The following is a 457-nucleotide window of genomic DNA, read 5'->3' as shown; positions in this document are numbered from 1 at the left end:
ATTGCCGAGCATGGATTTGTCGGAGCCCTCACGCAGGCGGTGATTTCGACGTGCCAACGACGTCCCCCTGAGGAAGTCTTCCATCAGCTCTTCGGTGCTAAGGACAACCTCTGCAACTGCCTCACGCCCGCGGATTTGCCGGCCGAAGCAGTGCGGACATCCCTTTCCCCGCACATGGACCTGTTCGATGTTTCCCCAGGTTTTGATGCGGTCGAGCAGAATTCCCGGCATTGCGTCGAGATGTTTGGCCAATGGCTCCCGACACTCCGTGCACAGCACGGGAACCATCCGCTGCCCCATGAAACCCGCGATGATTTTGTGGTTGCACATCAACTCCTTGGAAAGCAGCGTGTGGTCGAGCATTTGCAGGCGACCAATCAGTTCGAACGGATCAAGAACGTGGAGCGAGCCGAAGACCAAGTGCCCGGTCTGCGCTGCCTGAACTGCTGCAACACCT

At 58.2% G+C, this 457-nt stretch carries 1 pseudogene; it reads right to left on the bottom strand.

The annotated features are described in order from the left end of the window. Nucleotides 1–457 (bottom strand): annotated as a pseudogene (locus RVY79_RS17375) (hypothetical protein); the annotation flags it as partial.

Source organism: Chromohalobacter sp. HP20-39 (genome assembly GCF_033052815.1).
Lineage (GTDB): Bacteria > Pseudomonadota > Gammaproteobacteria > Pseudomonadales > Halomonadaceae > Chromohalobacter.
This window is presented reverse-complemented; position numbering and strand designations above follow the sequence as displayed.